Source organism: Mesorhizobium sp. B2-5-13, from assembly GCF_006440535.1.
GTDB classification, from domain to species: Bacteria; Pseudomonadota; Alphaproteobacteria; order Rhizobiales; family Rhizobiaceae; genus Mesorhizobium; species Mesorhizobium salmacidum.
The window spans coordinates 27,950-51,476 of record NZ_VFUI01000005.1 but is presented as its reverse complement, the minus strand read 5'-3'; the positions used below and the strand labels follow the sequence as shown (position 1 = coordinate 51,476).

The window sequence follows — 23,527 nt, the reverse complement described above, 5'->3', positions numbered from 1 at the left end:
ACCCGCGACACTGGATTCCTTCGCCTCTTTTTGATAGCGAGACTCTATGAACAATCGTCTCCCGCCCGCCTGGTCCAAGGACGTCAAGCCTGGCCCCACGCCGAAGCCAAGATCGCCGCAAGCCAATCCGCAGACGGCAAATTCGCTCTCACGTACACAGGCCGACGAGGCGCTGCTGAAACAGGCATATGCCCTCCAGCAAGCCAAACGCCTCAACGAGGCTCAGGACCTGTGCCTTCAAGTTCTGTCGCGCACGCCAAACCACCCCCTCGCTCCTGTACTACCGAGAATATGACCGGCTGATGCAGCATTGGAACAAGATCTTTCCAGGCTTGATCTTTGAAAATCGATACGAAACGCTCGTCGAGGATCAGGAAGCGCAGTCGCGCCGGCTCATAGACTATCTTGGGCTGCCTTGGGACGACGCGTGCCTGCGCTTTTTCGACAGGGATGGTTCGGTTAACACGCCCAGCCGCTGGCAGGTGCGTCAACCGATCTACAAATCGTCGGTCAAGCGCTGGAAGAATTATGAGACGGAGATCCAGCCCCTGATTGAGGGGTTGGGCGATCTGGCGGACATTTGAAAGTCAGGAGCACAGCGCCGGATAGCTGCCGACAAGGTCGGATTTTGTGGTTCGACTGGCTTTATTTTTGGCAATCCCAGGAAAATTGCTGAGCGGTTTTCCGTCCGGAATCGCCTAGAAACAAAGAGTTGGAGCGGGTCGGCAATTCTATCAAACGCTGAACCGCTCTTAATGCATGTCGCCCGGAAGTGTCCCCGGTTCCGGGACACGACATGCATAAAATCAGAAGATCGAGCATCTGAGTGCCATAGGGCGACGCCCTGTTTGCGATTCTTTGACAAGGGCGGTTCGGTGAACAGGTTCAGCGGTTGGCAGGTTCGACAACCCACGAACCTTGCCGGAGACTTCTTCGTAGTTGCTGTCATAGGCGATGACGCCGGTGATCGCGCCCCAGCCCTGCGTCCACTTCACGCCACCGACGACGTGCGGGACATAGCTGTCGATCGAGTAGGCGCCGTAACCTTCTTCGAGCGAGACCACGGCCGAGAAGCCGTTGCCGGCGTCGAAGTAGTACTGCACGACGTTAGTGTCGAAGCCGCCGTAAGGGACAATCGTATCCTGGATGACGTTGCCGGCATAGCCGATGAACGTATCGAAGGCCGATTCGTCTTTACCGACGCGGAGACCACCAAGCTGGATCCAGGCGAAATTGAGGCTGGTGCCCTTGTTGTGACCCTGCCAGCTATTGCCGCCGAACGTGTAATCACCGACGTTGTTGCCGAAATTAAAGCGGGTCTCGGTGTAGGTCTTCAAGGTGCCGAGTTCGGTTTCCTGGCCGGTCCAGGTCTTCAGCGTGAAGCGAGCCTGCTTGTAGTAGGTGTCGTGATTGCCGTCACCCATGTGGTCCGGAACGTTGTTGACGCCGTCGTTGGTGCCATGGTCGCCCACGCCGATGTCATAGCGGACGTAGCCGCCGATGCGCAGGCAGGTTTCGGTGCCGGGGATGTAGAAGTAGCCAGCGCCATAGACGTCGCAAATCTTGACGTATTCAGCGGGTTCCGGCTCGGCGACGACAACGGCGTCGGCGGCGCGCGCACCGGAAACTGCGATCAGGGCCGCAGCGGAGCCGAGAAGAAGGCTCGTGATGTTCATTTTCTGACCTCCAGTCAGAACCGAACGAATTGGCGGCTGGCAGAGCGATAGCCGGAATCGCCAGGACCAGCAGCGTCAAATTATCTAATTGTTATTGCTGGAAATCTTGGCATCGACAGAGCTGTGCGAAGCAGGATGGCGGAGAGGATGGGATTCGAACCCACGAGAAGCTTTTGACCTCTACTCCCTTAGCAGGGGAGCGCCTTCGACCACTCGGCCACCTCTCCGTTGAGCCGCTGGATAAAGAAAAGCGGCGGCACAATCAACAAGCCCGCGTCATTATATGGAAAAATAAGAGCGTAGCGGATCGCGGCTTTGCTCGATGCGGCGGATCTGCGGCAATTCCCTGGCTGGCGACTCGCGACCTCGCCATGATTCCGTCCTCCGATCGCCGGATTCGGCCGGAAACAAGCGGTTGCGGCGGCGCCGATGGTTAACGAGAGCTTTCTGAGTGAGGCCAAATCGTGTCATTTGTTCAACAACGCTGGTGGATAGCAGCCGAACGGCCATTTCGCCGGTGCGATCGTTGTTGAACGCCGCCGGCCCACGCTGAAATGTCGGTTTCGGTGGAGTGGGGCCCAACCAAGAAGTGCTTCGACAGTAAGTCACCGCCCATGAAAGTTGCCGGTGTCCCAGCCGGGACGGTAAAACTTGACATTCGCATGTCTGACCTGGACGCGCCGGATTTTGCGCACGGCGGCGGTAAGGTGGCGTATTCCGGAGAGGCCCTGCCTTACGGCGCGTTTTCATACCGAGGACCCTGTCCCCCGTCGCCGCATACCTACCAATTCACCGTCAAGGCACTAGACGCCAACGGTAAAACTGTCGGGACGGCGAAGGCAAGAAAGCGCTTTCCGTAGGGCACAGTATCAGAGCATGATGCCGAAAAGTGAGGCGGTTTCGGCCGACATCATGCTCTATCTCTTTGATTAGAGGAGGAATTGGATTTCAGGTCGAGTTGACCTGAAATCTGGAGGCTCTAACGGAGCGCTGGTCTTATCGAAACGCTAAGCAGACTTTCGTGGGGTGCCCCACGAAAGTCTGCTTAGATTCTCTTGTTATTCGCAGGTTGTGATCGCAAAACCGTGGGACACTTTTGCAGAACCTGCTTAGCCTTGATTAGCTGATCAATGGCCGTTCTCAGCCCGATCGAGGAAGGAAGCAATCTCTTCCGGCAAAATGCCGGTTTCCAGGAAGGGCGCGTGTCCCTGGCCGTCGGCCGTGATCGCCTCCATGCCGGGACGGCGCTTTTTCATCTCTTCAAGCGTGGTGTCGGAGAGAAGCTTTGAATTGCCGCCTCGTATGGCAAGCAACGGCACGGTGACCAGCGCGTCGAACCGAGGCCACAGATCCGGCAGCGGCTTGGTGACGTCGACGTCGGCCAGCGTGTCGATCAGGGCCGGGTCGAAATCCGGCAACAGCCCCTGATCCGTCTCACGGTAGAGCGCCCCAACCATCCGCGTCCAGTCGCCCTCGGTTAGCGCTGGAAAATCCTGGCCGTGAACGCTGCGCTGGGCAGCCATCGCCTCGGCGAGGGTTTTCGGCTTCGGTGCGCGTTCGAGATAGGACTGGATGTGAGCGAGACCCGCGGGTTCGATCACTGGCCCGATGTCGTTGAGCACGATGGCTTTCAGCGCCGCCGGCTGCATCGCGCCAAGCACATGGATGATCAGCCCGCCGCGCGAGGTGCCGATGAAGGCCGCCTGTTCGATGCCGAGCGCCGCCAGCCCGGCAAGGACGTCGCCGGCTTCGATGCCGACATTATAGTGGCTGACATCGGGATCGTAGGCCGACTGCCCGCGTCCGCGGTAGTCGAAAGCGACGACCTTACGCGCAAGGGCGGATCGCGTCGAGAGATGGAGCGCAAGCTCGTGAAAATCCCGCGCGTTACGTGTCAAGCCAGGCAGACAGACGACCGGCCAATGTGCGGAATTCGCTTCGCCATAGACGCGCGCGTGAAGTCTCAGCCCATCTGGCGCCGCATAGAAGAAGTCGGAGAAATCTGGATTGCTCGACATGGGACGGGCTCTTTAGCCGAAGGATCGTCCACGACTGCTACAGACGGAGCGCCGGAGGGTCAAACGGGAAAGGCTCCTCCTTCTCCTCGCAAGGCGAGGGCAAGAGCCTCAGCCGCGCCCGTTCACGAGATCGCCGACGATGTCGTACTTGCCGGAAATACGCATCTTGTAGACCTCGTAATTCTCCATCACGCGCTGCACGTAACTTCTTGTTTCCGTGTAGGGAATCCGCTCGATCCAGTCCACCACCGCATCGATGTCCTTGCCGCGCGGGTCACCGTATTTCGCCACCCACTGGCTGGCTCGGGTCGGGCCGGCATTGTAGCCCGCGAAGGTCAATACGTACGAGCCATTGAAGCGATCGAGCTGTTCGCCGAGGAACGCCGACCCAAGCGTTGCATTGTAGCCGGCGTCGGTAGTCAGCCTGGTCTGCGAAAACTGTAATCCGGCCTTCTTCGCCAATTGCTTGGCGGTTCCCGGCATCAGCTGCAGCAGTCCGCGTGCGCCGGCACTGGATACGGCGCCGATATTGAATTCGCTTTCCTGGCGGGCGATCGCATAGGCCAGCGCCTTGCCCGAACCGGAAATATTGGCCGAATCGGGGATGACGCCGAGCGGATGCGACAGCGCGCCGACATCGATGCCGCGCGCCCCGGCGATCTTGCCGATTTTCAGCGCCATGAAATGGTTGTCCTGCTTTTCGGCAAGGATAGCGAGCAGCGCCAGTTCACCCGGGCTGGTCAACTGCCCGGCAAGGTCGCGATAGAGCGTTTCGGCATAACGGTCGTAGCCTGCCTCCTGCAGGCGCTTGATGGCCGAGACGGCCTCGCGGCCGGCAAAGTTCTGCCGGTCGGCGGCACTTGGCTGGGGATAGACGATGTTGAGCGCCTGCCGGCCGACGCGTTCGGCGGCTAGCTGGCCGTAAAACGTCGTGCCGTAGGTCGCCGCACGCCCAAGATAGTCCTTGGCATTGCCGGGGCCACCGACTTCCGCCGCGCGGCCGAGCCAGTAATAGGCGCGCGACAGGGTCATCGGCCCTTGGGCAAGGTCGGCAATACGCGCGAAATGCGTCGCCGCGAGCTTGGGATCGTTCAGGCCGCGCAGCGCATACCAGCCGGCATGGAATTCGGCTTCCGCCGCATTGGCCGCGCTTTCGGCGGCATGCGTGGCGACTATTTTGTAGGCGGTCTTCATGTCGCCCTGGTCGACCAGTTCGCGCGACAGCACCCGGCGTTCGACCCACCAGGCATCCGGATCGACCAGGGATTCCCGGTCTGCCGGCGCTTTCATGACAAAAGCCGCGGCGCCCGCAAAATCCTTCTGCTTGCGCAGATATTCGGCCTGCGCGAAGAAATAGCCGGCCGAGCGTTGCGCCACCGGCACAGTCTTCAATAGTTTGGCAGCATTCTTGTCGCCCTTGTCGGCCGCCGCCCAGGCGTCGGCAAGCTGCTGGGCGCCGGCGAGGCCGGCGACACGCAAGGCGGAATTCACCCGGTTGGCATAGAACATGCGCTCCATGCGAAAACGGTGATCGGCGGCGGGAACAAGGCTGCCGAACTCCTTGATCAGAGCCGTCTCGTCCTTGGCTTCCAGGATCGCGGTGCGCCAGAACGGCGACAGCACCGATCGCGCCGCCTTGGCGTTGCCCGACGACACATAGGCGCGCGCGAGAACCATCACGCCTTCGGCTGTCTGCGGCTGGCTGCCGTCGAATGCCTTGACGACGACATCCGCCGCCGGGTTCTCGCGATAGAGTGCGCGCTCGCTGTTCTTGCGCAATGCAACGGTGCCCGGCCAGTTGGGCAGCATCTTCGCGGCCTTGGCGATGTCGCCGCTCGGAACCTTGTCGCCCCCGTAGAGCGCGATCGCCCAGGCCAATATGTGCTGGTCGAGCGATTGTGCGGGTAGCGCATCGCGCACACCGCGCGCGCCGGGAATATCGCCAGCCGCCAGCGCATCCAGTCCGCTTTTCAGGAGCGTGACGGCGGGTGAAGGGTCCTGTTGCGCCTTGTCCTGTACACCAGGCATCGGGATGGCCGAGGTGACCCGCACATCGACGCTGCCGCTGATCGCCACGCCGGGCATCAGCGCGGCGATGGCGCCAAGAAGCGCGAACAGGTGGGGCCGACTGGGCGGCATGATTTCGTGTCTTTCCTTAATCCAGCATTTTACCTGCGGGCGAAGAAGCCTTGAAGCCTAAGCTTAGGTCGTGAAGGGCTCGTAAACAAAGGGTTGTCGAGGCCGTTCGAATTACGCCTGCTGGCACCATGGCAATGCTTGCCGCGCAACAATGTCGAGACTATGGTGCGCCGCTTCGCTTTCGGTTAGAAGGCGCGCACGACAAAACACCGATGCATGTCGCCCAAAAGTGGATACCGATTTTGTGGCAGCGACATGCATAACCGACAAAGTGCATGTCGCCCAAAAGTGGATACCGGTTTTGGGGCAGCGACATGCATAACCGACAAAGTGCATGTCGCCCAAAAGTGGATACCGGTTTTGGGACTGCGACATGCGTGAACCAAGAAGTCCCAAGGAGTTGGACGACATGCTGAGAGGCTCGCTTACTGCGCTCGTGACACCGTTCGAAAAGAGCGGGCGTTTCGACGAGAAAGCCTTTCGCGCGTTCGTCGAATGGCAGCTTGGCGAAGGCACCACGGGCCTTGTCCCGGTAGGCACCACCGGCGAATCCCCGACGCTGTCGCATGACGAGCACCGCCATGTCGTCAAGGTCTGCATCGAGGTGGCCAAGGGCAGGGCGCCTGTCGTCGCCGGCGCTGGCTCCAATAACACCGTGGAAGCGGTAGGTTTGGTGCAATATGCCGAAAAGGCCGGTGCCGATGCAGCCCTGGTCGTCACGCCCTATTATAACAGGCCGACGCAGCGCGGCCTGTATGAGCATTTCGCCGCCGTCGCCAGGGCGACCAGCCTGCCGATCATCATCTACAACATCCCGCCTCGCTCGGTGATCGACATGACGCCGGAAACGATGGGCCGGCTGGCGCACGACTTCAAGAACATCGTCGGCGTCAAGGATGCGACCGGCAAGGTCGAGCGCGTGTCCGAGCAGCGCATGACCTGCGGCAAGGATTTCATCCAGCTTTCCGGCGAGGATGCCTCAGCACTCGGCTTCAACGCGCATGGCGGCGTCGGCTGTATTTCGGTGACCTCGAACGTTGCGCCGCGGCTGTGCGCCGAGTTTCAGGAAGCGACGCTCTCCGGCGACAGCGCCAAGGCGCTGGAACTGCAGGACCGCTTGCTGCCGCTGCACAAGGCGATCTTCATCGAGCCCGGCGTGTCCGGCGCCAAATACGCGTTGTCGAAGCTGGGCAAGGTCGAGAACGTCGTGCGTTCGCCGCTGGTCACCATCGAGCAGTCGACGGCCGAAAAGATCGATGCGGCCATGAAGCACGCCCGCTTGATTAATTAACGAGTCCGTTTGGAAACTCTACTCCTGCGGCCATCTGAAGGCGCCACCTGCGCTTCCGGTGCTCGCGTACTATATGTACGCTCCGCTCCGGTTCGGCGCGTGGCCCCGAAAGCACTTCGCTTTCGGAAAGGACCATGCGCAAAGTCGGATTTCTAGAGCGTCCTTTGCGCGTTAAAAAACGCGCGGCGCTCTAGTAGCACCATCATCTGACTCGCAGGAGCGAGTTTCGAAACGGATTCTAGACGTTATGAACCAAGTCAGAAAAGCCGATCCCAACAACAAGACAGTTGCGGAAAACCGCAAGGCGCGGTTTTCCTATGAAGTGCTCGACACGATCGAGACAGGCCTGGTGTTGACCGGAACCGAGGTCAAGTCGCTGCGCCAGGGCCAGGCCAACATCCAGGACAGCTATGCCTCGGTCGAAGGCGGCGAGATCTGGCTGATCAATTCCTATCTGCCGGAATACCTGCAGGCCAATCGCTTCAACCACGAGCCGCGCCGGCGCCGCAAACTGCTGCTCAACAAGCGCGAGATGGCAAAACTATCGCAGAGCGTCGACCGCGAAGGCATGACGCTGGTGCCGCTGAAAATCTATTTCAACGACCAAGGGCGCGCCAAGCTGCTGCTTGCAGTTGGCCGCGGCAAGAAACTGCATGACAAGCGCGAGACCGAGAAGCAACGCGACTGGTCGCGCGAAAAGGGCCGGCTGCTCAAGGAACGTGGGTGATCGGGAGATAGCCTGGAAAAGTCACGGTCGGGTTTTCAACGTCGAACAACCGGCACGTCCAACAGGGGATGGTCTTGAAGAAGCGGATTGTCCTCTGGGGCCTGGCCAATCTTGCCCTGGCATGTGTCATTGCCGTGGCCTATTTCCGCACCTACTCTCCCGACCGCGACCGATATCCGGTCAGGGGCATCGACGTCTCCCATCATCAGGGCAAGATCGACTGGCGGCGTGTTGCCGCCGACGATGTGGCTTTCGCCGTCATCAAGGCGACTGAAGGCGGCGACCATGTCGATAATGCCTTCGCCGGCAATCTGCGCGAGGCCCGCGCCGCCGGGCTCGCCGTCGGCGCCTATCATTTCTTCACCTTCTGCCGGCCGGGCGCCGATCAGGCCAGGAACTTTATCTCGGCGGTTCCGCACGATCAGCCATTGCTGCCGCCGGTCGTCGACATCGAGTTCGGGGGCAACTGTCCGCAGCGCCTGTCACCCGAGCAACTGAATACGGAACTGAAGGATTTCCTTGGACCTGTCGAGGCTGCCTTCGGCAAGCCGGCGATCATCTATCTGACGGATGAAGCCGAGGCTGCCTATGCTGGGCAAATCGCCGCTCGCCCACCCTGGCTACGCTCGCTGCTCATGGAACCGGACCGCCGTGACTGGATCTACTGGCAGTACCACAACAGCGGGCGCGTGGACGGCATAGAGGGGGACGTCGACCTGAATGTTTTGCAGGGTGGGCCGGAGAAGTTGGCGGCTCTGCTTGCCTCCGCACCTTGATGGACAGACCCGATCCGATGCCGGCTGGTTCTTCAGAAGCCTGCCATGCCCCTGAAACCATTCACGTTCCAGCTGATGTCGAGACAGCCAGCTTTTCCCTGGTGCCGCGTCGGCCCATCGCCGAATAACCCATCCCGGCGGCCATGATGGCGATGGCCACGCATTGGATAGCCAGCGGGGTCTCGCCAAGCACGACCATGCCGACCAGCACGGTGGCGACCGGCACACCCGGCAGGAACAGCGATGCAGCCTGCGAGCCCAATCGGTCGACAATGTAAGTGTAGAGGAACATCGCGGCAGCGCCCGCGAGAAGACCTTGAATGACGATCTGGCTGGCGATTTCGGCGCCTGCGGCGGCATGGAGGCCGCTTGGCGCAAAGACATAGAGAAGTGGCAGTGGCAGGCAGGACAAAAGCACGACGCTCGCGGTCGCCGTGACCGGGTCGACACGCCATCGCTGCACAAGAATGGCATATGTGGAAAACATCGCGCCCGATCCGATAAACAGCAGGTCGCCGAACAGGACATCACTGGCGCCGGTGCGCGCCGGCGCTATGAACAGCAACAAGCCGGTGATGATCGTGGCGACGCCAATGATCCGCCGACGCGACGCGCTTTCCCTGAACAGCGACAATAGGAACGAGAAGAACACGATCGAGGCCGGGCAGAGCGCCGCGGCATGGGCGGCGGGCGCGTGGGTCAGGCCCCAGTTGATGATCAGTGGATAGGGCAATCCGGCCAGTGCCGCCAACGTCAGTCCACGCCGCCAGCCCAGCGCCTTCATGGTGGCCAGGCCGCGCCTCCAGACGATCGGCAGGAACACCGCGCCGGCACCGGCAAAGCGCAGGCTGGCCATGTCGGTGGCCGTCAGATGCTCCCTGAGGCTGAAGCGGGCGGCGACGAACTGCGCTGCATAGATGGCGATCATGACAAGGCCGGCGATCACCGCCAGTCTTGTGTCTCCGGTGTCTCGTCCGTCCGCCATGTCGGTTCCGCCGGATGTTCATGTCGCCAGGAGGAGACAGTTGCGATGAAGCGCAGCCTATTGTCGAAATGGCCGCGACAAAATACGCTGTTTTTTACAATTTGAAGTGTAATTCACGCAAATAGGATGGCTTGAACGTGAATCCTGAACCAGTCGACCTGGACGCCGTCGACCGCAGTCTTCTGCGACTGCTGCAGGAAGATGGACGCCGCACCACGCTCGACCTGGCAGCGCGCGTCGGCCTGTCGCCGACCGGCGCCAGCCAGCGCGTGAAACGCCTGTTTCGCGATGGCTTCATCACCGCCGTCAGGGCGGTGCTCAATCCGGCAAAGATTGGCCGCGGCATGCTTGTCTTCATCGAGGTACGGCTCGATCACGCGGCCCCGCATATCTTTGACCGCTTCGCCGAGGCGGTCGCAAAGGCGCCCGAGGTCCTGGAATGCCACATGGTCGTCGGCGGCTTCGACTATCTCGTGAAGGCCCGCATTGCCGAGATGGCCGACTATCAGGACTTTCTCAAACGCGTCATCCTGCCACTGCCGGGGGTGAAGGAGACACATACCTATGCCTCGATCGGCGACGTGAAGCCGGATGCCTTGCTGCCGGTGTGAGCAGGCACCGGAGACCGCACGGTATCCGAGAGCTCAGTTCTTCAGGAATGCCGCGATCTCGCCAAACACCCTGACGAACATGTCTTCGGTCAACACACCGGTATTGGTGTTGTAGCGCGAGCAATGGTAGCTCGAAAACAGCATGATGCCGCCGGCTTCCAACTGGCCGCCATGTTTGAACGGATAGGTGGCGACGCGCCCGCCCAGTGCCCGCACGGTCGACTGGTGCGCAATCGATCCCAGCGCCAGCACGGCGCGCAGGTTGGGAAAGCGAGCGATAGTCGGCACCAAAAATGTCCGGCATGTGGCGATCTCCGCACCCACCGGCTTGTTCTCCGGCGGCACGCAGCGCACCGCGTTGGTGATCGCCGTGCCGACGAGCTCCAGCCCATCATCGGGCCGCGCCTTGAACTCGCCGCGTGCGAAGCCGTGGGCAATCAGCGTCGAGTAGAGCAGGTCGCCGGCATAGTCGCCGGTGAACGGGCGCCCGGTGCGGTTGGCGCCGCGCAAGCCAGGCGCCAGACCGACGATCAGAAGCCGGACGGTATCTTCGCCGCCCAATGGCAGGAAGGTCGGCACCGGCGCGTTGAACCATGACGGCTCGCGCTGCCGCCATTCGGCGATGAAATCATGCAACCGCGGGCAGAGTGGGCAGTCGCGGCTGGGTTCGGCAGCGGGGAGGGCGGTCAAGTCGACCGGCCTCAGTAGTCGTCCTCATCGACTTCAGCCGGTTCGGGCCGCCTTACGGGCCGCTCCGAGGGATCGCGGCCGACTTCGTTCTTCAGCGTCGCCAGGTCGATGAAATGGTCCGCCTGGCGGCGCAGGTCATCTGAGATCATCGGCGGCTGCGAGGCCATGGTCGAGACGATCGACACCTTGCGGCCACGCCGTTGCAGCGCCTCGACCAGCGTGCGGAAATCGCCGTCTCCGGAGAATATGACATAGTGGTCGACGACGTCGGCGAGTTCCAGCGCATCGACGGTGAGCTCGATGTCCATATTGCCCTTGATCTTGCGGCGGCCGGTCGAGTCGGTGAATTCCTTGGCCGGCTTGGTCACCACCTTGAAGCCGTTATAGTCGAGCCAGTCGATCAGCGGCCGGATCGAGGAGTATTCCTGGTCCTCGACCAGCGCGGTGTAATAATAGGCGCGCAGCAGGTAACCGCGCTTGTGGAAGCTCGCCAAAAGCTTGCGATAGTCGATGTCGAACCCGAGCGCGCGTGAGGTGGCGTAGAGATTGGCGCCGTCGATGAACAGGGCGATTTTTTCACGGGGATCGAACATGGAAATAGTCCTTTTCGAAATAACGGCCGTCTAACGAAATGCGGTAGCGACTAGCGGTCAGGCCCATAATAAACCGGCCGACCTTGGACCAACCGAGATAACGCCAGTTTGGTGGCAATCCAAGGGCGCGTGGCGCACTGCAAGCAATTGTGATCGCGGCGCCGAACCGTGGACGCGGGCTGCCCTGTGGGTACGCATTGCCATGATGCTTGTATTTTGGCGCTGTTCGGGTTATGGACCGCGCCTGTTTTCCATTACATCCAGGCATGAAAGGGGCAATCCATGGCCCGCGTAACCGTTGAAGATTGCATCGACAAGGTCGACAACCGCTTCGAGCTGGTGCTTCTAGCCGGCCACCGCGCTCGTCAGATCAGCCAGGGCGCACAGATCACCGTGCCGCGCGACAACGACAAGAACCCGGTCATCGCGCTGCGCGAGATTGCCGACGAGACGCTGTCGCCCGACGATCTCAAGGAAGATCTGATCCATTCGCTGCAGAAGCATGTCGAGGTCGACGAGCCCGAAGCCGATGGTGAAGTGATCGCCGACCAGACTGGCGGTGCCGTTGCCGCCGCCGACGCGGACGACACCGAGGACAACGTCACCTTCGATCGCATGACCGAGGAAGACCTGCTGGCCGGCATCGAAGGTCTGGTTCCCCCGGAAAAGAGCGACGACTACTAAGAGCTTTTGATAATTCTACCCAGCCGGTTGCCTAGCGCCGTTTTCTGTGCTTCCGGTGCTCACGGACCCAAATGTCCGCTCCGCTCCGGTTCTCGAAAACTACGCTATCCGACTCGGCTGAGCGAATTCTGAAAAGCCCTTTGGAATTGGCTGGAACAATCTTCCGGCACTTCCGTCCCGGCGGTTTCGTGGCTATCTATGACATGCGCCGTACAGCAGTGCGGCGCATGATTCATTTCATCGCCGAGAGATTCCGCCCATGATGCGTCAGTATGAGCTTGTCGAGCGCGTCCAGCGCTACAAGCCTGACGTCAACGAGGCGTTGCTCAACAAGGCCTATGTCTACGCCATGCAGAAGCATGGCCACCAGAAGCGCGCTTCCGGCGACCCCTATTTCTCGCATCCGCTCGAAGTCGCAGCCATCCTCACCGAAATGCATATGGATGAGGCCACGATCGCCGTCGCCCTGCTGCACGACACCATCGAGGACACCACGGCGACCAGGGCCGAGATCGATGAGCTGTTCGGTCCAGAAATGGGCAAGCTGGTCGAAGGGCTGACCAAGCTGAAGAAGCTCGACCTCGTGTCGAAGAAGGCGGAGCAGGCGGAAAACCTGCGCAAGCTTCTGCTGGCGATCTCGGAAGATGTCCGCGTGCTCCTCGTCAAGCTCGCCGACCGCCTGCACAACATGCGCACCCTCGACCATATGCCGGAGGCCAAGCGCCTGCGCATCGCCGAGGAAACGATGGACATCTATGCGCCCTTGGCCGGGCGCATGGGCATGCAAGGCATGCGCGAGGAGCTGGAGGAGATAGCCTTCCGCTTCATCAATCCGGAAGCCTATCGCGCCGTTACCGCCCGGCTCGCCGAAATCTTCGAGCGCAACAAGGATGTGCTGTCCGAGATCGAGAAGGCTCTTTCGGGCCTGTTCGAGAAACACGCCATCAAGGCCGGCGTTAAAAGCCGGCAGAAGAAGCCGTGGTCGGTGTTCCGCAAGATGGAGGCCAAGGCGCTGTCCTTCGAGCAATTGTCCGACATTTTCGGCTTCCGCGTCGTGGTCGACTCTGTCGAAGACTGCTATCGCGCGCTGGGAGCCATCCACACCACCTGGTCGATGGTGCCCGGCCGTTTCAAGGATTACATCTCGACGCCGAAACAGAACGACTACCGTTCGATCCACACCACCATCGTCGGTCCTTCGCGCCAGCGCGTCGAGCTGCAGATCCGCACCCGCGAGATGAACAAGATCGCCGAATATGGTGTCGCCGCCCATTCGATCTACAAGGACACTGGCGGCAAGACGAACGGCGCCGTGCACGCGATTTCGAAGGAGACCAATGCCTATGCCTGGCTGCGGCGCACCATCGAGCAGCTGGCAGAGGGCGACAACCCGGAAGATTTCCTCGAGAACACCAAGCTGGAGCTGTTCCAGGACCAGGTGTTCTGCTTCACGCCGAAGGGCATGCTGATTGCCTTGCCGCGCGGCGCCACGCCGATCGATTTCGCCTATGCCGTCCACACCGATGTCGGCGATACCTGTGTCGGCGCCAAGGTCAATGGCCGCATCATGCCGCTGATGACGGAATTGAAGAATGGCGACGAGGTCGAGATCATCCGCTCCAAGGCGCAGGTGCCGCCGGCCGCGTGGGAATCGGTCGTCGTCACCGGCAAGGCGCGCGCCGCCATCCGCCGCGCTACCAAGAATGCGATCCGCAAGCAGTATTCCGGCCTTGGCGCGCGTATCCTGGAGCGTGCCTTCGAACGAGCCGGCAAGACCTTCACCAAGGAAAGCCTGAAGCCCGTCCTGCACCGGTTGGCGCGCAAGGACATCGAGGATGTGCTGGCATCCGTCGGTCGCGGCGAACTGGCTTCCACCGATGTCATGAAGGCGGTCTTCCCTGACTACAAGGACGAGCGCGTCACCCCCGCGGCTCCCAAACAGCGCGAGGAGGGCTGGTCGAAGATCCGCAACGCCGCCGGCATGCTGTTCCAGATTCCGGGCCGGGCCGCGCGCAAGGACAAGGACCAGCCAGGCGCCGGCGCGGTGCCGATCCGTGGTGTGCGCGGCGACCTGCCGGTGCGCTTCGCGCCGGAAGGCGCGGTCCCTGGCGACCGCATCGTCGGTATCGTCCAGCCGGGCACCGGCATCACCATTTATCCGATCCAGTCGCCGGCGCTGCAGGCTTTCGACGACCAGCCGGAGCGCTGGATCGACGTACGTTGGGACATCGACGAACGCACCAAGGAACGGTTTCCCGCGCGCGTCTCGGTCACCGCCATCAACGCGCCGGGCTCGCTTGCCGACATCGCCCAAGTCGTTGCCTCCAACGACGCCAACATCCATACGCTGTCGATGGTGCGCACCGCGCCCGATTTCACCGAAATGCTGATCGATCTCGAAGTCTGGGACCTGAAGCATCTCAACCGGCTGCTGTCGCAGCTCAAGGACAATTCGAGCGTCAGCGATGCGCGGCGCGTCAACGGCTAGCGATAGCCGACCATGGGGGACGAGATGAATACCGACGAAGTGCTGGGCATATTCCGTGAGGCTGGCGCTGTTCTGGAGGGTCATTTCATCCTGACGTCGGGCCTGCGCAGTCCAGTCTTCCTGCAGAAGGCACGGGTGTTCATGCATGCCGACAAGACCGAGCGGCTGTGCAAGGCGCTGGCCGAGAAGATCCGCGCCGCGATCCCAGGCAAGATCGACTATATCGTCGGGCCGGCGATCGGCGGGCTGATCCCGGCTTACGAAACTTCGCGCCACCTTGGCGTGCCGGCGATCTGGGTGGAGCGGGAAGGGGGCGAGTTCCGCCTGCGGCGCTTCGAGATTGACCGGGGCGCGCGCGTCGTCATCGTCGAGGACATCGTCACCACCGGATTGTCGATCCGCGAAACCATCGATTGCCTGCGCGCCCTTGGTGCAGAGGTGGTCGCGGCCGCCTGCATCATCGACCGATCGGCCGGCAAGACCCATGTCGGCGTGCCGCTGATCGCGCTTGCCGAATATGAGGTCCCAGCCTATCCGCCGGACAGATTGCCGCCGGAGCTTGCCGCCATCCCGGCCATCAAGCCCGGCAGCCGCAACATCTGAGGAGGTCGCATTGATCGTCGGTATCGATCATTTCGTGCTGACGGTGGCATCGCTCGACGCGACCTGCGCCTTTTATCAGCGCGTGCTGGGCTTCGAACGCATCGACACGCCGGGCCGGCCTACGGCACTTGCCTTCGGCAACCAGAAGATCAATGTCCACGAGATCAGCCGCACCTTCGAGCCGAAGGCGAAGTCGCCGACGCCCGGATCCGGTGACTTCTGCCTGATCACCGACCGGCCGCTCGATGAATTCCTTGCCGGCCTGGAGGCCAATCACGTAACGGTGGAACTCGGGCCGGTCGAACGCATCGGCGCGCAGGGGCCAATGATGTCGGTCTACTTCCGCGATCCGGATGGCAACCTTGTCGAAGTCAGCCAGTACCTGCGGTAGCATAGCGATCATTGGCTGCGACAATTAGCCGAAACCACTTCTCAAATTCGCCGCGATTGTCCGATGTTGGAGAAGACGGACTTACCCGAATTTGGCGGTGCGGCCGCTGCGCGGACGGCCTCCAGTTGTTGTCGGGGTTGCGGATAGCTATATCAAAGTCGCGATTGCCTTCTGGCGACCGTAAAGCGCAAGATGTGGTGGTCGAAGCCCGGCTGGAAACAGCGGGCCTGTAAGCTGTGAATTGTCGGGAATAGGAAGAGAGTGCTTTTTCGTCGTCGCAAACCTGATGGTCTTTTCGAGCGGGTGCGCACCTATCTGTGGCCGCGCCGTTCGTTTTCGCGCTCGCTTCAATATTTCTCCAAGCGCATCCTGCGGCTGAAGGCCACCCCGCATGCGGTGGCGGCTGGCGTCGCGGCAGGTGTCTTTGCTTCGTTCTTCCCCGTCGGTTTCCACTTCATCATCGCCGCCGTTCTGTGTTGGGTGATCGCCGGCAATCTGGTGGCAGCGGCTCTCGGAGCCGTGTTTTTCGGCAATCCGCTGACCTTTCCGCTCTTGTGGGGCGCGTCCTGGGAAACCGGCAAGCTCATCTTGCACGATCGCCTGCCTACGCATGGCCCGCCGGCGCATCTGGGCGAGATGATGCACAAGCTTTCCTTCGCCAAACTATGGCATCCCGTGCTGGAGCCCATGCTGATCGGGGCGGTGCCGCTCGGGCTCGTGTTCGGCCTGGTATTCTACGGCATCACGCGCTGGGGCATGAATGTCTTCCGCGAACAGAGGCGCAAGCGGCTGGCAGAGCGCGCGAGACGCCGTGAGCATTCGCCTCATCCCGGCGGAAGCATCGGTTCCGCCACCCAATGATCATCGGCATCGGCAGCGACCTGATCGACATCACACGCATCGAGAAATCGCTTGAGCGTCATGGCCAGCGCTTCATCCAGAGGATCTACACCGAGGTGGAGCAGGCGCGTTCGGAGAACCGGCGCGCCCGCGCGGCTTCCTACGCCAAGCGCTTTGCCGCTAAGGAGGCTTGCGCCAAGGCACTGGGCACCGGTCTGGCGCAAGGGGTCTTCTGGCGTGACATGGGTGTCGTCAACCTGCCCAGCGGTGCGCCGACGATGGCGCTGACCGGCGGAGCGCTGGCGCGGCTGGAAAAGATCCTGCCGCAAGGTCATCGGGCAGCGATCCACCTCACCATCACGGATGATTTCCCGCTCGCTCAAGCCTTTGTGATCATAGAAGCGCTACCGGTCGAAGAAGCGCCACACTGATTGCATCTGACGACCGGCATTGACGTTGCCGAGCGCGCGCCGAGACTCTATACCATCCAACGCACAATCGAGGACGACATGAGCGTGGCTGAAAAATCCCAGAAGAAATCCGGCGGGCTTGGCGAAACCGTCAGCGTCATCGTCCAGGCGCTTTTGCTCGCCCTGGTCATTCGCACGCTGCTGTTCCAGCCGTTCTCGATCCCGTCGGGCTCCATGCGGCCGACGCTTCTGGAAGGCGACTATCTGTTCGTCACCAAATGGTCCTACGGCTATTCACGCTATTCGCTGCCTTTTGGACCGGACATTTTCTCGGGCCGCATCTGGGGCTCCGAGCCCAAGCGTGGCGACGTGGTGGTGTTCAAGTTCCCGCCGGATCCGTCCGTCGACTATATTAAGCGCGTCATTGGCCTGCCCGGGGACAAGATCCAGATGAAGGATGGCCAAGTCTTCATCAACGGCGTCGGCGTGCCGCGCGTCAAGACCGGCCAGATCGACAATCCCGACATCACGGAAAAGGATTATCCGATCGATGTCTATCGCGAGACGCTGCCCGATGGCGTCAGCTACGACACGCTGGACCTGTCGCCGAACTCGATTGGCGACAACACCCGCGAATTCGACGTGCCTCCCGGCCACTATTTCATGATGGGCGACAACAGGGACAATTCCGCCGACAGCCGCTTCACCGTCGGCTACGTTCCAGCCGAGAACCTGGTCGGCCGCGCCAACCTTGTCTTCTTCTCGATCGCCGGCAAGGCAAGTCCGCTCGAAATCTGGAAATGGCCGTCGCTGATGCGTGCCTCGCGCCTGTTCCATTTCGTCAACTAGGGTCATGGCGGCACCAAAAAGGTTGACCGCCGATGCGCTCGCCGAAGCGCTTGCGGAACGCACGGGCCATGCCTTTGCCGACCGCCAGCGCCTGCAGCGTGCGCTTACCCATGCCAGTGCGCGAGGCGCCAATGCGGGCGCCGATTATGAGCGGTTCGAATTCCTCGGCGACCGGGTTCTTGGCCTTGTTGTCGCCGATATGCTGCTGGCTGCCTTTCCCGATGCCGCGGAAGGGGAGTTGTCGCTGCGGCTCAATGCGTTGGTCAATGCCGAGGCGCTGTCTGACATCGCTGAAGATATCGGGCTGCCGGACCTGATCCGTGCCGGGTCGGATGTGCGCGGGCTCGAGGGACGCAAGCGCGTCAACCTGCGCGCCGACGCACTGGAATCGCTGATCGCCGTGCTGTATCTCGATGGTGGTCTGGAAGCAGCCCGCGCATTCATCCATAGATACTGGCAGCCGCGTTCGCGGGCCTCGGGTGCCGCGCGCCGCGACGCCAAGACCGAATTGCAGGAATGGGCGCATCAGGCGGCGAGTGCTGTTCCCGCCTACCAGATCGACGGCCGGGAAGGCCCCGATCACGATCCGCTGTTTACCGTCAGCGTCAAGGTCGGCGCGTTTCAGCCGGCAACCGGCAGCGGCCGCTCCAAGCGCGAGGCCGAACAGGCCGCCGCTGCTGCCCTTCTGGTTCGCGAGGGCGTCTGGGTTCATGAAGGGAGTGCGGCATGACCGCCGAAGACACCGCAGCCGCTCCTGTCACGCATTCCGGCTTCGTCGCGCTGATCGGCGCGCCCAATGCCGGCAAGTCGACGCTGGTCAACCAACTGGTCGGCGCCAAGGTCTCGATCGTCACCCATAAGGTGCAGACGACACGCGCCATCGTGCGCGGTATCGCCACGCACGACAACGCGCAGATCGTCTTTGTCGACACACCGGGCATCTTCAAGCCCAAGCGGCGGCTGGACACCGCGATGGTGACCACCGCCTGGGGCGGCGCCAAGGATGCAGATATCGTGCTGCTGCTGATCGACGCCGAGCGCGGCATCAGAGGCGACGCCGATGCCATCCTCGAACGGCTGAAGGATGTGCGCCAGCCGATGGTGCTGATCCTCAACAAGGTCGATCGGGTAAAGCATGAGGCGCTGCTCGCCCTGTCCGCGGCAGCGAACGAGAAAGTGCCGTTCCAGCGCACCTTCATGGTCTCGGCGCTGACCGGCTCCGGCTGCAAGGACCTGCTCGACTACTTGGCCCAGGCGCTGCCGGCCGGCCCGTGGTACTACCCGGAAGATCAGATTTCCGACCTGCCTATGCGCCAGCTGGCGGCCGAGATTACCCGCGAGAAGCTCTATCTCAGGCTGCATCAGGAACTACCCTATTCCTCGCACATCGAGACCGAGAAATGGGAAGAGAAGAAGGATGGTTCGGTGCGCATCGACCAGACCATCTTTGTCGAGCGCGACAGCCAGAAGAAGATCGTGCTCGGCCACAAGGGCGAGACCATCCGTGCCATCGGGCAGGCCGCGCGGATGGAAATATCAGGCATATTGGAGCAGAAGGTGCACCTGTTCCTGTTCGTGAAAGTGCGCGAGAATTGGGGCGACGACCCCGAGCGCTATCGCGAGATGGGGTTGGAGTTTCCACACTAGGCGTGATCCCGAGAAGTGAGCGCCGTTTTCGGGAAAGATCATGCTTGAGGTAGCGATCGATGCCGCCTTGGTGCGCCGGCTGATTGCCGCGCAATTCCCGCATTGGAAGAATCTTGCGGTCAGGCCGGTTGATTTTGGCGGCTGGGACAACAGGACCTTTCATCTCGGCGACGAGATGACCGTGCGATTGCCGAGCGCCGCCGCCTATGCCCTGCAAGTGGAAAAGGAACATCGCTGGCTGCCGAGATTGGCGCCGCTGCTGCCACTGCCCATTCCCGTACCGCTGGCGATGGGCGTTCCGGCCGAGGGTTATGCCTGGCACTGGTCAGTCTATGGCTGGATCGAGGGCGAGATCGCGAAACGGGAACGTATCGCAAATCTGTCGGAATTCGCGGCGGACCTGGCTCGGTTCCTGGTTGCGTTGAAACAGGTGGACGCGACCGATGGGCCAGCGCCTGGGCAGCACAATTTCTTTCGCGGCGGACCGCTGACGGTCTATGACGGCGAGACAAGGCAAGCGATCTCGGCACTCGGCAGCAGCATCGATGCCGGCGCCGCCACCGCCGTCTGGGAGATAGCCCTTGCCGCGGCCTGGGAAAGTCCGCCCGTCTGGTTCCATGGCGATGTCAGCCGGGGCAACCTCCTTGTCGAAAAGGGCAGGTTGAGCGCCGTGATCGATTTCGGCACCTCCGGTGTCGGCGATCCATCCTGCGATCTGGCAATTGCCTGGACGCTGTTCGAAGGCGAAAGCCGGGACACTTTTCGCGCCTGCCTCGCGGCAGACGAAGCGACCTGGGCGCGCGGGCGCGGCTGGGCGCTATGGAAGGCATTGATCACCGCCGCCGGGCACATAGACGTGGCCTCGGCCGAGATCGAAGAATCGTGGCGAGTGATCGATGCTGTGCTGATCGATCGCGAGCGCCAGGCATGAGGCGAGACGCGTGGCGCCGTCATCGGGCGGCGCTGATGGATCAAAAAACCTGCTGTCGCCGGCAGCTTTCGCGTGGGCCTCTCGTCGGCCGAGCGCTCAAGAAATTGACCAGATTTGACTTGAGAATCTGATGTTGAAAAATAACTCATTCGACATTTTGTTAGACAGCGTGCGCAATTGACTTGAAAATAATGGAATAAAATGGAAATTTTACAGTATAAAGAAAAGATATCATGGATTATTACATAAAAACGACGATGTGCCATTTGTGCCGATTTGAAAATCGACATGAGCCGGTTAGTGTTATTTGTGCAACACCGATTTAATCTGTGGCGTGAATCCGGCATATTCGCGGAATTGTCATTGAAGGCGGAAGATTGGTGGGTATGTTCGCCGCGAAAAGGGGACGCAGTGCGAGCCTTTTTTCATTGTGGGGGTGAGGCGGGAAAACATATCCGCCAGCCACAATTCGGAAGCCATTTTATTAACTTGACTGGAGAGGTCAGAAAATGAACATCAAGAGCCTCCTTCTCGGCTCAGCCGCGGCACTGATCGCGGTGTCCGGCGCACGCGCCGCGGACGCTGTCGTCGTCGCCGAACCGGAACCGGCCGAATACGTCAAGATTTGTGACGTCTACGGCGCCGGCTATTTCTACATCCCGGGCACCGAGACCTGCCTGCGCATCGGCGGCTATGTCCGTTACGACATCGGTGTCGGCGATGCCGGCTCGCTCGATGGCGTCAACCACGTCCCGGATCATCAGGACGCCGGCACCACTCATTCGACCTACTACAAGAACACCCGCTTCACGCTGAAGACCTGGACCGGTCAGGAGACCGAGCTCGGTACCCTGAAGACCTACACCGAGACCCGCTTCAACTACGGCAACAGCTCCGGTGACTATACTAATCAAGCCGCCTCCAGCGCCGACGATTGGACGGGTCGTAACAAGTCGCTCTCGCTGCGTTTCGCCTGGATTCAGCTCGGCGGCTTGCGCGTCGGCAAGGACGATACGGCTTTCGATACGTTCATCGGCTATGCCGGCAACGTCATCCAGGACACGCTGGTTCCGTATGGCGGGCAGGAGAGCAACGTCGTTCAGTACTACTTCGACGCTGGCAACGGCTTCTCGGGGCTGGTCTCGCTCGAAGAGGGTGCTGGCAAGGTCGGCACCATCGACAGCTATGTTCCGCATGTCGTCGGCGGTTTGAAGTACAAGGGCGACTGGGGTTCGCTCACCGGCGTCGTGGCCTATGACAGCAACTATGAAGAAGTCGCTGGCAAGGTTCGCCTCGACGTCAAGGCAACCAACGAATTGTCGCTGTTCATCATGGGTGGCTACGGCACCGACGACAATCTCACCGACGATGCGAACAACGCCATCGATGCACACGGTCGCGGCTTCTACAAACAGTGGGGCGGCAACTGGGCGATCTGGGGTGGCGGCACCTACAAGTTCAACGACAAGACCTCGTTCAACGCCCAGATCTCCTATGACGACTGGAAGAATCTCGGCATCGCCGCGAACATTGCCTATACCGTTGTGCCCGGCTTTACCGTCACGGCTGAAGTCGATTACCTCAATGCTGGAAAGTTCGACGACGCAGATTTCAGCAACTGGACCAAGGCCAACAAGAAGAGCAGTGTCGGCGGCATTCTCCGCTTCCAGCGCTCGTTCTAACGGATCGACTGACCTTACCAGACCGCCCGCAGCACATCGCTGCGGGCGGCTTTTTTACGCGTTGTTGCGAGAGCCGGCCAAGGCGGCAGGCCCATACCTTGATTTCGCCACCCGATCGGTGAAAAGCTCCTGATATGGAATGGCGCGACGAGGGAATCATTCTCGGCACCCGCAAGCATGGCGAAACCAGCGCCATTCTCGAGGTGATGACGCGTGCCCATGGCCGCCATCTCGGCCTCGTGCGCGGCGGCCGCTCGCGCAAGCTGCAACCCGTTCTCCAGCCCGGCAATCGCGTCGATCTCTTGTGGCGCGCGCGCCTCGACGAGCATCTGGGCACCTTCCAGGCCGAAGCGATCGAGATGAACGCCGCCCGGCTGATGGACAGTGCCATCGCCGTCTACGGCCTTCAGACGATGGCGGCGCATCTGCGCCTGCTGCCCGAGCGTGACGCCCATGGCGGCCTCTACGAGGCGCTTTCGGTGATGATCGTCCACCTGGACGATGCCGACGCCGCCGGCGAGCTGGTGGCGCGCTTCGAACTTCTGATCCTCGATGAACTCGGCTTTGGCCTCGATCTCAGCCAATGCGCCGCCACCGGCACCAAACAGGACCTTGCCTATGTCTCGCCGAAATCGGGACGCGCGGTGTCGCGCGAAGCCGGGGCGCCGTGGCACGACAAGATGCTGGTGCTGCCTGCATTTCTGCAGCGCGGCTCCGGCCTGCGCGCAAATCATGCGGCGATCGCGGACGCCTTCCGCTTGACCGGTTTCTTCTTCACCCGCCATGTCTACGAGCCGCGCGGCATCGATCAGCCCGACGCGCGCGCCGGCTTTCTTGCAGCGTTGCGGAAGCACCACGCAGCGCACAAGCCCATCGCCGGAGAGAACGCGGCCAGGGAAGTCATCAGATGAGCGAAGTCGAACTCTATCCGGGCCGGGTCTCGCCGCTTGGCCTCGGCACCATTCCTCACGCCGATATCCTGAAATACACCGGCCTGGAATTGCTTCAGCGGATCATCGACGGCAAATATCCAGCACCGCCGATCTCCTTCCAGCTCAGCTTCGCGTTGACCGAAGTATCGGAAGGTCGCGCCGTATTCCGCGGCGTGCCGAACGAACGTCACCTCAACCCGCTGGGTGGCGTTCATGGCGGCTGGGCGGCCACGCTGCTCGATTCGGCGTTGGCCTGCGCAGTACAGACGTTGCTCGACAAGGGCGAGGCCTACACGACCGCGGAGTTCAAGGTGAACCTCACGCGGCCGATAACGCCCAGGACCGGCGAGGTGGTCTGCGAAGGCAAGGTGGTCCACAAGGGCCGCACGCTTGCCGTTTCGGAAGCGACGCTGAAGGACGCCGGCGGCAAACTGCTGGCTTTCGGCACCGAGACATGTTCGATATTTCCAGCCGCCAATCTGGCGGCACGTTGAGTTTTCAGCCGTTTGGCCGCCGCATTTGAATGTCAATGAGACGAAACGTCAGTGAACACTGGCCTGGTTT

At 61.4% G+C, this 23,527-nt stretch carries 24 protein-coding genes, 1 tRNA gene and 1 pseudogene; 19 read left to right on the top strand and 7 right to left on the bottom strand.

The window, feature by feature from the left end; translation table 11 throughout:
• Window positions 1-188: 188 nt before the first annotated feature.
• Complete coding sequence (locus FJ434_RS10555; protein ID WP_348640961.1) at window positions 189-584, top strand: sulfotransferase; 396 nt, start codon at window positions 189-191, stop codon at window positions 582-584.
• A 327-nt stretch (window positions 585-911) separates the two neighbouring features.
• On the opposite strand, the pseudogene FJ434_RS10550 reads toward FJ434_RS10555, so the two are convergent.
• Both FJ434_RS10550 and FJ434_RS10545 read right to left on the bottom strand, forming a co-directional pair.
• Window positions 912-1,676: pseudogene (locus tag FJ434_RS10550) on the bottom strand (porin); the annotation flags it as partial.
• A gap of 136 nt (window positions 1,677-1,812) precedes the next feature.
• Window positions 1,813-1,903, bottom strand: a tRNA-Ser gene (locus FJ434_RS10545).
• A gap of 327 nt (window positions 1,904-2,230) precedes the next feature.
• Here FJ434_RS10545 and FJ434_RS10540 point away from each other — a divergent pair.
• On the top strand, window positions 2,231-2,536 hold the full coding sequence (locus FJ434_RS10540; RefSeq protein WP_281406440.1) for a phospholipid-binding protein: 306 nt from the start codon (window positions 2,231-2,233) through the stop codon (window positions 2,534-2,536).
• Window positions 2,537-2,803: 267 nt separating this feature from the next.
• On the opposite strand, the gene FJ434_RS10535 is transcribed toward FJ434_RS10540, so the two are convergent.
• The gene (locus FJ434_RS10535) at window positions 2,804-3,694 is read right to left on the bottom strand and encodes an alpha/beta hydrolase (RefSeq protein ID WP_140746714.1); all 891 of its coding nucleotides are present in this window, start codon (window positions 3,692-3,694) and stop codon (window positions 2,804-2,806) included.
• Window positions 3,695-3,802: 108 nt separating this feature from the next.
• Window positions 3,803-5,833: a lytic transglycosylase domain-containing protein gene (locus tag FJ434_RS10530; protein WP_140746711.1), complete on the bottom strand. Its 2,031-nt coding sequence runs from the start codon at window positions 5,831-5,833 to the stop codon at window positions 3,803-3,805.
• Window positions 5,834-6,242: 409 nt separating this feature from the next.
• Between FJ434_RS10530 and dapA the strand changes: the two genes are divergently transcribed.
• The 3 genes from dapA (at window position 6,243) to FJ434_RS10515 (ending at window position 8,627) form a co-directional block, all read left to right on the top strand.
• A complete protein-coding gene (gene dapA, locus FJ434_RS10525) occupies window positions 6,243-7,124 on the top strand; it encodes a 4-hydroxy-tetrahydrodipicolinate synthase (protein WP_140506241.1) in 882 nt (293 codons plus the stop codon).
• A 247-nt stretch (window positions 7,125-7,371) separates the two neighbouring features.
• Window positions 7,372-7,851: an SsrA-binding protein SmpB gene (gene smpB / locus FJ434_RS10520; RefSeq protein ID WP_027144197.1), complete on the top strand. Its 480-nt coding sequence runs from the start codon at window positions 7,372-7,374 to the stop codon at window positions 7,849-7,851.
• Window positions 7,852-7,925: 74 nt separating this feature from the next.
• A complete protein-coding gene (locus tag FJ434_RS10515; RefSeq protein ID WP_140746708.1) occupies window positions 7,926-8,627 on the top strand; it encodes a GH25 family lysozyme in 702 nt (233 codons plus the stop codon).
• 61 nt (window positions 8,628-8,688) lie between these two features.
• Here FJ434_RS10515 and FJ434_RS10510 read toward each other — a convergent pair whose 3' ends face one another.
• Window positions 8,689-9,612, bottom strand: a complete 924-nt coding sequence (locus FJ434_RS10510; RefSeq protein ID WP_140506009.1) for a DMT family transporter — start codon at window positions 9,610-9,612, stop codon at window positions 8,689-8,691.
• A 137-nt stretch (window positions 9,613-9,749) separates the two neighbouring features.
• Between FJ434_RS10510 and FJ434_RS10505 the strand changes: the two genes are divergently transcribed.
• A complete protein-coding gene (locus FJ434_RS10505; protein WP_015318584.1) occupies window positions 9,750-10,223 on the top strand; it encodes an Lrp/AsnC ligand binding domain-containing protein in 474 nt (157 codons plus the stop codon).
• A 33-nt stretch (window positions 10,224-10,256) separates the two neighbouring features.
• On the opposite strand, the gene FJ434_RS10500 is transcribed toward FJ434_RS10505, so the two are convergent.
• The gene (locus FJ434_RS10500; RefSeq protein WP_140746705.1) at window positions 10,257-10,913 is read right to left on the bottom strand and encodes a uracil-DNA glycosylase; all 657 of its coding nucleotides are present in this window, start codon (window positions 10,911-10,913) and stop codon (window positions 10,257-10,259) included.
• An 11-nt stretch (window positions 10,914-10,924) separates the two neighbouring features.
• Entirely contained in the window at window positions 10,925-11,506 is a 582-nt protein-coding gene (locus FJ434_RS10495) for an NYN domain-containing protein (RefSeq protein WP_027144193.1), read from the bottom strand.
• 282 nt (window positions 11,507-11,788) lie between these two features.
• On the opposite strand from FJ434_RS10495, the gene rpoZ reads away from it, so the two are divergent.
• From rpoZ to FJ434_RS10430, 13 genes are all read left to right on the top strand, one after another.
• Complete coding sequence (gene rpoZ / locus FJ434_RS10490) at window positions 11,789-12,190, top strand: DNA-directed RNA polymerase subunit omega (protein WP_027144192.1); 402 nt, start codon at window positions 11,789-11,791, stop codon at window positions 12,188-12,190.
• A gap of 259 nt (window positions 12,191-12,449) precedes the next feature.
• Window positions 12,450-14,678, top strand: a complete 2,229-nt coding sequence (locus FJ434_RS10485) for a bifunctional (p)ppGpp synthetase/guanosine-3',5'-bis(diphosphate) 3'-pyrophosphohydrolase (RefSeq protein WP_027144191.1) — start codon at window positions 12,450-12,452, stop codon at window positions 14,676-14,678.
• Between the two features lie 24 nt (window positions 14,679-14,702).
• The gene (pyrE, locus tag FJ434_RS10480) at window positions 14,703-15,281 is read left to right on the top strand and encodes an orotate phosphoribosyltransferase (RefSeq protein WP_140506003.1); all 579 of its coding nucleotides are present in this window, start codon (window positions 14,703-14,705) and stop codon (window positions 15,279-15,281) included.
• A 10-nt stretch (window positions 15,282-15,291) separates the two neighbouring features.
• A complete protein-coding gene (locus FJ434_RS10475) occupies window positions 15,292-15,672 on the top strand; it encodes a VOC family protein (protein ID WP_181165874.1) in 381 nt (126 codons plus the stop codon).
• A 261-nt stretch (window positions 15,673-15,933) separates the two neighbouring features.
• Window positions 15,934-16,533, top strand: a complete 600-nt coding sequence (locus tag FJ434_RS10470) for a DUF2062 domain-containing protein (RefSeq protein ID WP_140746702.1) — start codon at window positions 15,934-15,936, stop codon at window positions 16,531-16,533.
• The gene (acpS, locus tag FJ434_RS10465; RefSeq protein ID WP_015318576.1) at window positions 16,530-16,943 is read left to right on the top strand and encodes a holo-ACP synthase; all 414 of its coding nucleotides are present in this window, start codon (window positions 16,530-16,532) and stop codon (window positions 16,941-16,943) included. The genes FJ434_RS10470 and acpS overlap by 4 nt, the downstream gene beginning before the upstream one ends.
• A gap of 78 nt (window positions 16,944-17,021) precedes the next feature.
• Window positions 17,022-17,771, top strand: coding sequence for a signal peptidase I (gene lepB / locus FJ434_RS10460; protein WP_027144187.1), 750 nt, complete (start codon window positions 17,022-17,024; stop codon window positions 17,769-17,771).
• Between the two features lie 4 nt (window positions 17,772-17,775).
• A complete protein-coding gene (rnc, locus tag FJ434_RS10455) occupies window positions 17,776-18,501 on the top strand; it encodes a ribonuclease III (protein ID WP_140505997.1) in 726 nt (241 codons plus the stop codon).
• Entirely contained in the window at window positions 18,498-19,418 is a 921-nt protein-coding gene (gene era / locus FJ434_RS10450) for a GTPase Era (protein ID WP_027144185.1), read from the top strand. Before rnc ends, era begins: the two co-directional genes overlap by 4 nt.
• Window positions 19,419-19,458: 40 nt before the next feature.
• Window positions 19,459-20,349 carry an aminoglycoside phosphotransferase family protein gene (locus tag FJ434_RS10445; RefSeq protein WP_181165873.1) on the top strand — a complete coding sequence of 297 codons (891 nt, stop codon included), beginning with the start codon at window positions 19,459-19,461 and terminating at the stop codon, window positions 20,347-20,349.
• Between the two features lie 509 nt (window positions 20,350-20,858).
• Window positions 20,859-22,031 carry a porin gene (locus tag FJ434_RS10440; RefSeq protein WP_140746696.1) on the top strand — a complete coding sequence of 391 codons (1,173 nt, stop codon included), beginning with the start codon at window positions 20,859-20,861 and terminating at the stop codon, window positions 22,029-22,031.
• 134 nt (window positions 22,032-22,165) lie between these two features.
• Window positions 22,166-22,942 carry a DNA repair protein RecO gene (recO, locus tag FJ434_RS10435; protein ID WP_140746693.1) on the top strand — a complete coding sequence of 259 codons (777 nt, stop codon included), beginning with the start codon at window positions 22,166-22,168 and terminating at the stop codon, window positions 22,940-22,942.
• Window positions 22,939-23,457 (top strand): PaaI family thioesterase, encoded by a 519-nt coding sequence (locus FJ434_RS10430; RefSeq protein WP_140746690.1) that lies wholly within the window; start codon window positions 22,939-22,941, stop codon window positions 23,455-23,457. The genes recO and FJ434_RS10430 overlap by 4 nt, the downstream gene beginning before the upstream one ends.
• The last annotated feature ends 70 nt before the right edge of the window (window positions 23,458-23,527 follow it).